Origin of the sequence: Exiguobacterium sp. s121 (genome assembly GCF_018617245.1) — a bacterium.
GTDB classification, from domain to species: Bacteria; Bacillota; Bacilli; order Exiguobacteriales; family Exiguobacteriaceae; genus Exiguobacterium; species Exiguobacterium profundum.
Window position 1 is genome coordinate 34,591 of the sequence record NZ_JACSJV010000006.1, and the last position, 9,292, is coordinate 43,882.

A 9,292-nucleotide genomic window follows, 5' to 3' on the forward strand; every position below is an offset into this window, starting at 1 on the left:
GGAGACCGCGGTCTCCCCCATTCCATTATTTGACGATGGCACCGTTCGGCATCTGGTCTGAGACCGTCGCGAGCTCTAGTTTCCCGTCACGATCTGCCGCTAGAATCATCCCTTGCGAGAGTTCTCCACGGAGCTTGACTGGTTTCAAGTTTGCGACAACGATGACTTTCTTGCCAACCAAATCTTCAGGGGCATACCATTCAGCGATACCAGACACGATTTGACGCGTCTCTTTCCCAAGGTCGACTTGAAGTTTCAACAGTTTCTTCGCTTTTTTAATCTTATCGGCTTCGACGATTTGACCGACACGGAATTCGACTTGGTCGAAGACATCAATCGTGATTTCAGGACGAATGTCTTCGTCAGCTTCTTCTACTGATGCCGTCTCCGTCTCTTCAATCCGTGCTTTAGACGCCTGACGCATCATTTCTTGGATTGCATCGACTTCTTCTTTCACGTCACGACGTGGGAAAATCGGTGTCCCGTCCGTCACGACCGCATTGCTAAAGTCTGCGAATGTATCCAACGCCTCCCATGACATGTCCTCTCCCTCGAGTCCGAGCTGACGGAACATCTCTTTTGGAGCGCGCGTCATGAATGGTTGAATCATGATGGCAACATGACGAAGTACGCCCGCAAGATGTGTCATGACAGAAGCCAGCTCCTCGCGCTTCGACTCCTCTTTCACGAGAACCCATGGTTGTGTCTCATCGATATATTTATTCGCACGGCTGACGAGTTGCCAAATATTTGTGAGTGCGACCGAAAACTCCATGTGCTCCATGGCTTCTTCTGTTTTGCGTGTCGTCTCTTTCACCACGTTCAACAATTCTGCATCAAATACCGTGACATTTCCGTTATATGCCGGAATGTTTCCGTCGAAGTACTTTTTAATCATCGCAATGGTGCGATTCAATAAGTTTCCGAGGTCGTTCGCTAAATCAAAGTTCAAGCGGTCAACGAACGCTTCCGGCGTGAACGTGCCATCCGCTCCGAATGGAACTTCACGGAGAAGGTAATAGCGGACCGAGTCGAGGCCGTAACGATCAATCAATGGGATCGGGTCCACGACGTTCCCTTTCGATTTCGACATCTTCCCATCCTTCATGAGCAACCATCCGTGCGCAAATACTTGCTTCGGTAATGGAAGATCAAGCGCCATTAAGAGGGCTGGCCAAATGATCGTATGGAAACGTACGATTTCTTTCCCTACCAAATGAACGTCTGCTGGCCAGTAACGGTTGAAGAGTTCATCGTTGTCTGTGCCGTATCCGAGTGATGAGATATAGTTTGTGAGCGCATCGACCCATACGTACACGACGTGCTTCGGGTTCGATGGAACTTGTACGCCCCAGTCAAATGTCGTACGTGATACAGCCAAATCTTGAAGACCTGGCTTTAAGAAGTTATTGATCATCTCGGTTTTACGAGATTCTGGCAAAATAAAATCAGGATGTGACTCAAAATATTCAATCAAGCGGTCCGCGTATTTACTGAGGCGGAAGAAGTAGCACTCCTCACGAACGAGTTCGACCGGATGTCCACTGTCAGGACTTTTTCCATCGACGAGCTGCGATTCAGTGTAGTATGTCTCATCCGGTACGGAATACCATCCTTCGTACTCACCGAGGTAGATGTCCCCATTTTTAAGTAATGTCTCGAAAACATGCTCGACCACTTTCTTATGACGGTCCTCTGTCGTACGGATGTAGTCATCGTACGAGATTTCAAGACGGTCCCATAAGACCTTGATCTCTTCCACGACTTCATCCACGAAAGCTTGTGGTGTCACGCCTGCTTCTTTCGCTTTTTCTTGAATCTTTTGACCGTGCTCATCCGTTCCTGTCAAATAACGGACATCAAAACCTTTTAAGCGTTTGTAGCGCGCAATCGCATCACCTGCTACCGTGGTATATGCGTGACCGATGTGCAGTTTTGCACTCGGATAATAAATTGGGGTTGTAATATAAAAAGTCGGCTTCGCCATGATTTATTCTCCATCCTTTCGACATATGCAATTTCCATTATACACGGTTCGACAAAAGAATTTCCAAACCTAATTGTTTGGAATTTTTTTGCGTTTTCTTCGTCATAAATGTTCCAAAAATACCCTTTCTTTGTTTCAAGTTCAAACTTACGGGGAAATTTAGGTATATATCGTTCTTGATTCGACAAATTTCGAAAATTTACTTTTCCAGATAGTAAGCAGTTGACTACAATTGGAAAGTTTAGTATGCTTTTTGCTGTAGTCACATTGTCGAATTTTGACGATTCATGTCACCACGAGATTTCGACATCATTGGAGGAGGAAACACAAAATGAAATCTACAGGTATTGTACGTAAGGTTGATGAGCTTGGTCGTGTCGTTATTCCAATCGAATTGCGTCGTACACTCGGTATTGCAGAGAAAGATGCTCTCGAGATTTACGTCGACAACGATCAAATCGTTTTGAAAAAATATAAGCCAAACATGACTTGCCAAGTTACAGGCGAAGTATCAGATGATAACTTCAAATTGGCAGACGGCAAACTCATCTTGTCACCAGAAGGTGCACAACGTGTTCTCGTTGAGTTGAAGAACATGCTCGAAAATTACTACAGCGAAGAGTAAGCAAGGATTTCCTTGCTTACTCTTTTTTATGCAATTGATGATACGTATCGTATACATCATTCCGAGACTCGCCGCGGTCTTTCGCAGTCTGTTTGATTGCCGCGTTTGGTTTCAGCCCTTCTTTGATATAGTGAACCACGTGCTCGTATGCAGATAGTGTTTCCCACCATGTTGTCGTAGGTGCCGCCTCTGTCGCTCCACTCACCAAGACGACAAACTCACCACGCACTTCACCCTCACACCATGTCAACGCCTCATCCACAGTTCCTCTCAAAAACTCTTCAAACGTTTTTGTCAGTTCACGACCTAATACGATTTGTCGATTCCCGAACACTTGTCGAATCGCTGTCAACATCTCTTTCAAACGATGAGGAGCCTCATAAAAAATGACGGTGCCAGGTTCGTATTGAATCGATTCGAGAACCTCAACCCGATCCTTCTTCTTACGCGGCAAGAAACCGTAATAGAGAAAACGTTCAGTTGCAAGACCGGATGCGACGAGTGCCGTGAGTGCTGCATTCGCACCGGGTAAGACGACAACCGGGATGTTTTCCTCAATGGCTAATCGCACGAGATCGCTTCCCGGGTCTGAAATTCCAGGCATACCTGCATCTGAGACAACGGCAATCGATTTCCCTGACAACAGATCGTCAATCAGTCTTGGACCACTCACTTCTTTATTGTGTTCATGATAGCTAATCAATTTTGTCGCAATGTCAAAGTGTCGGCAAAGCTTCATCGTTTGTCGTGTGTCTTCCGCTGCGATTAAGTCTACTTCCTGAAGGGTTCGTACCGCGCGATACGTCATATCCTCCAAGTTCCCAATTGGGGTCGGCACGACATACAACGTCGGTTGTTCAGTTTGATAGCTCTTCTGTGAATTCATTGGTCGTCCCCTCCATCAACTTCTCTTTTTGTGCTCGGGTCAATTGCTTGATGGACCATTCGTATCGCATGGCCTCCCGCTTCGTCTCAAACGATTGTACGTACCGAAGTCGTACAGGGAGACGAGCTTTCGTATATTTCGCACCTTTCCCGGCATTATGTGCAAGGAGTCGCTTTTCCACGTCTGTCGTATAGCCCGTGTAGTACGTTCCATCACCGCATTCCAAGATGTACGTATAATGTTTAGGCATCGAGAATAGCTCGCATCGCTTCTGTATACGTATCGTCTTCTTCATAGACAACAAATGGCGGTAAAATTTTAAGACCTGCTTTTCCATCTTTCGATCCCTCGATTAATAAGGTATTCGCCTCGCGTCCCGCTTTCGGGTAAACGAGTTGCATTCGTTTTGGTTCAATTCGATACGCACGCATCAACGTCAGGATATCAAGTAAACGTTCTGGCCGATGCACGAACGCCACTTTCCCTCCCGGTTTGACGAGTTGACTGGCCGTCCTGATGCAATCTTCCAACGTGCACAGCACTTCATGGCGCGCAATCGTATGATGCTCATTTTGATTTCGGAGTGACGTCTCGTTCGCTAAAAAGTAGGGCGGGTTACATGTGACTACGTCATATCGTGCATGCCCGAGCTGCGCCGCTACCGTTTTCACATCGCCCTCCACCACTCGAATTCGCTCTTCAAGACGATTGACCGCCATGCTTCGATTCGCCATGTCGACCAGTTTCGATTGAATCTCCACACCTGTTATCGTTCCTTTTGTACGATATGACAAAAAGAGCGGGATTGCCCCGGTGCCAGCACACAAATCGACCAGTTGTCCTTTTTGGATAGGCACCCATACAAACTCTGCAAGCAGTACCGCATCTAATGAAAATGAGAACACATCATCACTTTGAATGATTTTACCTGGACGTCCGAGCAAATCATCAAGGCGTTCTCCATCCTTAACCGTTACCATCGTTTCCTCCTTCTATAAAAGAAAGGCGACGGATAGGGAACCCCTATCTATCGCCCCGTATTAATGTTTATTGAGCATCGACAAACAGAAGAGACAGTCCCCATCTTTTCGTACCTGTCCGTAATGGAGGTTACAAATGTGGAATCCTTCTTGATACAGCGCAGCCAAATTGTTCTGCCCTTTCCCAGACAATGCGATTTGTGAATCACCATTTGTCGTATCAACTTCTGCCAATTGTTCGACTTTTTCGCGTAAGTGATGATTCTCTAGATACATATGCTGGTTCTCTTCAAGCAAATAAGCGAGCTGCTCTTTTAACACGCCTAAATGTTCGGTGAGGAGCTGCATCTGTTGCTCGATCGCATCCACCCGCATCATTACTTCTTTTTTGTCCATTCTTTCCACTGCTCAGCACCCCATCACTGTTTTGACGGTTTTCGTTTAATCGCACCCACTTCAACGAGTTCATCAATCGTATACGTGACGACACGCGTCCGATCGTGGAGCTCAACTTGAATGAGTTGGTCCAAAATGTTAAGACCGATTACCCGACCATCACCTTCTGGAATTTTGATTCGCTTGCCGACGTCTGGTAAATCACGTTTCAGTTCTTCATATGTGTCATTCTCATATTTCAAACAGCACATCAGACGACCACATACTCCAGAGATCTTATTCGGATTCAACGAGAGATTCTGGTCTTTGGCCATTTTGATCGAGACCGGTTCGAATTCCCCAAGAAATGACGAGCAGCAAAGAACCCGACCACATGGCCCAATCCCGCTAAGGAGTTTCGCTTCATCACGAACACCGATTTGTCGGAGCTCGATTCGTGTCCGAAACACACTAGCTAAGTCTTTTACCAATTCTCGAAAGTCGACGCGACCCTCGGCAGTAAAATAAAAGATCACTTTATTGCGATCAAATGTATACTCAACATCAACTAGCTTCATTTCTAATTGATGTTCTCGAATTTTTTCTTCACAGACGGCGTGAGCATCAACGGCTGCCAGTCGATTATCGCGTACGATATCCGCATCCTTTTGGTCCGCGACACGAAGGATTGTCTTCAACGGCAGGACGACTTCGTCTTCGCCGAGCTGCTTGTTGACTTGGACGATTTCCCCATACTCAATGCCACGTACCGTTTCAACGATGACATGGTCCCCACGTTTAAGCGTTGCATCGCCTGGTGAAAAGTAATAGATTTTTCCCGCTTCTTTAAAACGGACTCCAACTACTTCAAGCACGCGCTTCTATCCTTTCTGCAAATCGAACGAAAGTCGTTCGAACGTTAATTGAGGATTGACGTTTGCCTCAAGTCGCCAAATGGCCGCATGTACACTTTCGATCGCATGTGTAAGCTTCGTGACAGATCGATTTTGGATAAATGCGTTGTACAAGGCGGCCTCATTCTTAAATAGCTTCGGAGCATACATATCTCGCACTTTTAAATGAAGTGCCTCCTCTAGCCAATGTTCGAATAATTCAAGACCGACTCGCAACTCATTCCGTCCTTTGAAATGCCCTAACCATTTTTCTTGTGCGAACAAGAGCAACTCTTGAGGTCGTTTCGTCAATACTTCAATTAATTGTACCACTAGCCCATACGCCTGTACAAACCACTCCTGCTCAAGCGCTTCTTTCGCGTCATCCCATTTCGGATAAACGGTCAAGGCAAGGTATGCCAAATCATACGTACAGGACAGTTCTTCTGACATCGTTTGCGCCAATTGGGCTCGGTCGATTGGACGAAAAGCAAGTTGTTGCGCGCGCGAACGAATCGTCGGAAGAAGCAACTGTGGTTGTGTCGTCACTAAAATAGCAAGCTTTCCTACTCCCGGTTCTTCAAAGAATTTCAGTAGACTGTTTGCCGCTTGAGTCGTCATCTTGTGCGCTTGATGAATGACGTACACTTGGCGATCACCTTCAGCACCTCGTAGTGATAAATCACTGAGCAATTGCTGAATCTGTTCTTTTTTTATACTCGCACCGTCCGGCTCCACTTCGATGTAGTCGACAATGTTTTTAGAATCCATACGCCGACAGTTTCGACACACTCCACAAGGCTCTGCACCATCTGGTGATTCACAAAATAAGGCTTTGGCGAACAATGTGGCTGTATCAATCAAATAAGGCTCATAATCTCCTGAGAAGATATACGCATGCCCCACTTTATTCGAAACGATTGAATTTTGAATGATGCGAGAAACGACAGTTTGCGACTCGCTCAATTCTTGAAAACGCATATGCCCAACTCCCATTAAAACTGATGGAATCCTTCAATCGGCAAGACGAATACCGTCGCCCCTCCGACTTGTACTTCGACTGGGTAAGGAATATACGAATCCGCATGTCCTCCCATCGGTGAAATCGGCGTGATCATTTGGTCACGGCTCGAGCAGTTCGATTGAATCACGTCCATCAAATCATCAAGACGCTCTTGTGGAATCCCCATCATAAACGTTGTATTACCTTCTTTTAAAAATCCACCAGTCGTGGCTAACTTTGTTGCGCGAAAATCTTGCTCGACGAGTGCGTCGGACAAACGTGCGCTATCCTTATCATGTACGATTGCAATTACCATTTTCATCATATTTGTACGCCTCCTTGTTGTAGTCGTTCAATTGTATAATCAAGTACCTCATCTTGAATGCATTCAATCGATTGATCAGCATCAATCCGAACGATTCGTTCTGGATACTGTTTCAGTAACGTTTGGAATCCTGCATAGACACGCTCATGGAATGCTTGATCACGACTCTCAATTCGATCAAGCTGTCCCCGATCCTTCATACGTGCACTTGCCCGTTCCGGGTTTAAATCAAATAAAAAGGTTAGATCGGGTGTGAGACCATTCGTTGCCCATTCATTTAATGACCGAATCTGATCAAGGTCATACTGCAATCCATATCCTTGATAAGCAATGGATGCATCGATGAACCGGTCGCAGAGGACAATCGCGCCCCGCTCTAACGCTGGACGAATCACTTGTTCCACGTTCTGTGCCCGTGACGCGGCATAGAGCATCATCTCCACGCGTGGGGTCATCTCATGATGATCCGGCGATAATAACACTTCGCGAATCTGATTCCCGACCGTTGTTCCTCCGGGTTCTCGGGTCACGACAATGTCATATCCTTTTTGCTTTAAGTTTTCTACTAATAATTGAAGCTGTGTGGACTTTCCTGATCCATCAGGTCCTTCAACCGTTATAAACATTCCGTTCACGTTTTAAAACTCCTCTACAATAACGTCAATTTGCTCTATCATAACATGCTTACTAGCTTGAAGCTTCCTCCCTAAAGAAATCCATTCCCGGAGCACACGGATTTTTTCTTCTGTAATACGCTCTCCTTTTAAAATCCATGGAATACCTGGTGGGTATGGAATCACCGTCTCTGCTGAAATCAATCCAATTGCTTGGTCGAAAAGAACTCGCTGCATTGGAAGAGCTGTTACAGACGTATATAGTTCAGACACGCGCTCGGTTTGTGGAAATGGGAAAATCGTTTCATCGTCTTCAATGATCGGCACATGGGTAGATGCTTTTTTTATTAATTTGATCCAATGCTCGATTTCCTGTTTCTCTATTTCCCTTAATGGCAAGCAGAATAACACATGATCGACTGCCGCCAACTCGATGTCTATGCCGATTGAGGCGAGATGCTGACTAAAGATCAATCCATTCTTTGGATAAGTCAGAATCGTCACCTTCGTAAAGTCATCTCCGACTTTTACAACAAAACCAGCTCGTTTTAATTCAAGAACAAATTGTGCATGGCTTTTTTGGATAGCAGACCATTCCTCATCCGTTAAACGTTCTAGATAAGAACGAGCATAATCCAATGAAGCCATGATGAGATAAGACGGACTCGAGGTCTGGAAAGAGGCTAATGCATGCTTCAAACGCGCTTCATCGATATTATCTTTATAGTGAACCCAAGCCCCCATGGTTAAGGCAGGCAACGTTTTATGCGCGGACTGTACGACTGCGCTCGCTCCTTCGAAGATTGCAGAGCGACGTGGCAACTGTGGATGAATTAAATGAGCGCCGTGTGCTTCATCGACAAGCAATGGAATGTCTAATAGTGTCAAATAGTCTGAAATCGTTCGAATGTCTGCCATATCCCCGTAATAGGTTGGAGACGTCAACATGACGGCTCTCCCTCCAGGAAATTCTTGAATGGCCTGTTTAATCGTATCTAATGTTACGACCGTCGGGATACCTGTGCCGCGCTCAATGGTAGGCGTTAGTAATACTGGCTTTAATCCTAACCACTCGATCGCGTTCCAAATCGATTTATGTGAGTTCCGTTGAACATATACCCGTTCACCACGTTTCACTGTTGCCGCGAGCATACTCCAATTTCCCACAGTCGATCCGTTGACAAGCCATTTACTTTTACTCTCATACAACTTACCCAATGCACATTCTGCTTGCTCAATGATTCCCGAGGCATCGTGCAAATCGTCTAAATGTGCTAGCTCAGTCAAATCGTAAGGCATGACTTTTGCGAATGCATCAGGTAAGCGATCATCAACCACTGTACCGTTATGATGACCTGGTACGTGAAAAGAGACGCGGTGTTCACGAACATGCTGTTCTAGAACCTCTAAAAATGTAAATGGATTTTCCCGAGCAGGAGCCATCTGTTATTCCTCCTAAACTATCAAAATATGAAAAAAGACGATCAAGCATATGCTTGATCGTCTTCTGCGTTGGCCTGGCAACGTCCTATCCTCACAGGGGGAGATCCCCCAACTACTTTCGGCGCTGAGACGCTTAACTTCCGTGTTCGGCATGGGAACGG

At 45.9% G+C, this 9,292-nt stretch carries 11 protein-coding genes and 1 rRNA gene; 1 reads left to right on the plus strand and 11 read right to left on the minus strand.

Going from position 1 to position 9,292, the window contains the following annotated elements; genetic code table 11:
* Positions 1-25: 25 nt before the first annotated feature.
* Positions 26-1,987, minus strand: a complete 1,962-nt coding sequence (gene metG / locus KOG47_RS14425; protein ID WP_214691681.1) for a methionine--tRNA ligase — start codon at positions 1,985-1,987, stop codon at positions 26-28.
* Between the two features lie 331 nt (positions 1,988-2,318).
* Here metG and KOG47_RS14430 point away from each other — a divergent pair, with 331 nt between their 5' ends.
* Positions 2,319-2,612, plus strand: a complete 294-nt coding sequence (locus KOG47_RS14430; RefSeq protein ID WP_012727742.1) for a transition state genes transcriptional regulator AbrB — start codon at positions 2,319-2,321, stop codon at positions 2,610-2,612.
* A gap of 16 nt (positions 2,613-2,628) precedes the next feature.
* Here the strand turns inward: KOG47_RS14430 and rsmI are convergent, their stop codons facing one another.
* The 10 genes from rsmI to rrf all read right to left on the minus strand — a co-directional run.
* Positions 2,629-3,498 (minus strand): 16S rRNA (cytidine(1402)-2'-O)-methyltransferase, encoded by an 870-nt coding sequence (gene rsmI, locus KOG47_RS14435; RefSeq protein ID WP_074035288.1) that lies wholly within the window; start codon positions 3,496-3,498, stop codon positions 2,629-2,631.
* Positions 3,470-3,748: a GIY-YIG nuclease family protein gene (locus KOG47_RS14440; RefSeq protein WP_012727744.1), complete on the minus strand. Its 279-nt coding sequence runs from the start codon at positions 3,746-3,748 to the stop codon at positions 3,470-3,472. The genes rsmI and KOG47_RS14440 overlap by 29 nt, the downstream gene beginning before the upstream one ends.
* Positions 3,741-4,478 carry a tRNA1(Val) (adenine(37)-N6)-methyltransferase gene (locus tag KOG47_RS14445; RefSeq protein WP_215244441.1) on the minus strand — a complete coding sequence of 246 codons (738 nt, stop codon included), beginning with the start codon at positions 4,476-4,478 and terminating at the stop codon, positions 3,741-3,743. Before KOG47_RS14445 ends, KOG47_RS14440 begins: the two co-directional genes overlap by 8 nt.
* 60 nt (positions 4,479-4,538) lie before the next feature.
* Positions 4,539-4,874: a DNA replication initiation control protein YabA gene (gene yabA, locus KOG47_RS14450; protein ID WP_012727746.1), complete on the minus strand. Its 336-nt coding sequence runs from the start codon at positions 4,872-4,874 to the stop codon at positions 4,539-4,541.
* Positions 4,875-4,897: 23 nt separating this feature from the next.
* The gene (locus KOG47_RS14455; protein WP_074035285.1) at positions 4,898-5,728 is read right to left on the minus strand and encodes a PSP1 domain-containing protein; all 831 of its coding nucleotides are present in this window, start codon (positions 5,726-5,728) and stop codon (positions 4,898-4,900) included.
* Between the two features lie 6 nt (positions 5,729-5,734).
* Complete coding sequence (locus tag KOG47_RS14460; RefSeq protein WP_078145937.1) at positions 5,735-6,727, minus strand: DNA polymerase III subunit delta'; 993 nt, start codon at positions 6,725-6,727, stop codon at positions 5,735-5,737.
* Between the two features lie 14 nt (positions 6,728-6,741).
* Positions 6,742-7,071, minus strand: coding sequence for a cyclic-di-AMP receptor (locus tag KOG47_RS14465; protein ID WP_031421800.1), 330 nt, complete (start codon positions 7,069-7,071; stop codon positions 6,742-6,744).
* Positions 7,071-7,709 (minus strand): dTMP kinase, encoded by a 639-nt coding sequence (gene tmk / locus KOG47_RS14470; protein ID WP_159563180.1) that lies wholly within the window; start codon positions 7,707-7,709, stop codon positions 7,071-7,073. Before tmk ends, KOG47_RS14465 begins: the two co-directional genes overlap by 1 nt.
* Positions 7,710-7,712: 3 nt before the next feature.
* Positions 7,713-9,131 carry an aminotransferase class I/II-fold pyridoxal phosphate-dependent enzyme gene (locus tag KOG47_RS14475; protein ID WP_214818950.1) on the minus strand — a complete coding sequence of 473 codons (1,419 nt, stop codon included), beginning with the start codon at positions 9,129-9,131 and terminating at the stop codon, positions 7,713-7,715.
* A gap of 72 nt (positions 9,132-9,203) precedes the next feature.
* Positions 9,204-9,292 (minus strand): 5S ribosomal RNA (gene rrf / locus KOG47_RS14480); the annotation flags it as partial.

Coding starts and splice junctions, on each gene's coding strand:
- rsmI (WP_074035288.1), bottom strand. CDS start 3,498: ATGAATTCACAGAAGAGCTATCAAACTGAACAACCGACGTTGTATGTC.
- KOG47_RS14465 (WP_031421800.1), bottom strand. CDS start 7,071: ATGAAAATGGTAATTGCAATCGTACATGATAAGGATAGCGCACGTTTG.
- KOG47_RS14445 (WP_215244441.1), bottom strand. CDS start 4,478: ATGGTAACGGTTAAGGATGGAGAACGCCTTGATGATTTGCTCGGACGT.
- KOG47_RS14475 (WP_214818950.1), bottom strand. CDS start 9,131: ATGGCTCCTGCTCGGGAAAATCCATTTACATTTTTAGAGGTTCTAGAA.
- KOG47_RS14460 (WP_078145937.1), bottom strand. CDS start 6,727: ATGCGTTTTCAAGAATTGAGCGAGTCGCAAACTGTCGTTTCTCGCATC.
- metG (WP_214691681.1), bottom strand. CDS start 1,987: ATGGCGAAGCCGACTTTTTATATTACAACCCCAATTTATTATCCGAGT.
- KOG47_RS14430 (WP_012727742.1), top strand. CDS start 2,319: ATGAAATCTACAGGTATTGTACGTAAGGTTGATGAGCTTGGTCGTGTC.
- yabA (WP_012727746.1), bottom strand. CDS start 4,874: ATGGACAAAAAAGAAGTAATGATGCGGGTGGATGCGATCGAGCAACAG.
- KOG47_RS14440 (WP_012727744.1), bottom strand. CDS start 3,748: ATGCCTAAACATTATACGTACATCTTGGAATGCGGTGATGGAACGTAC.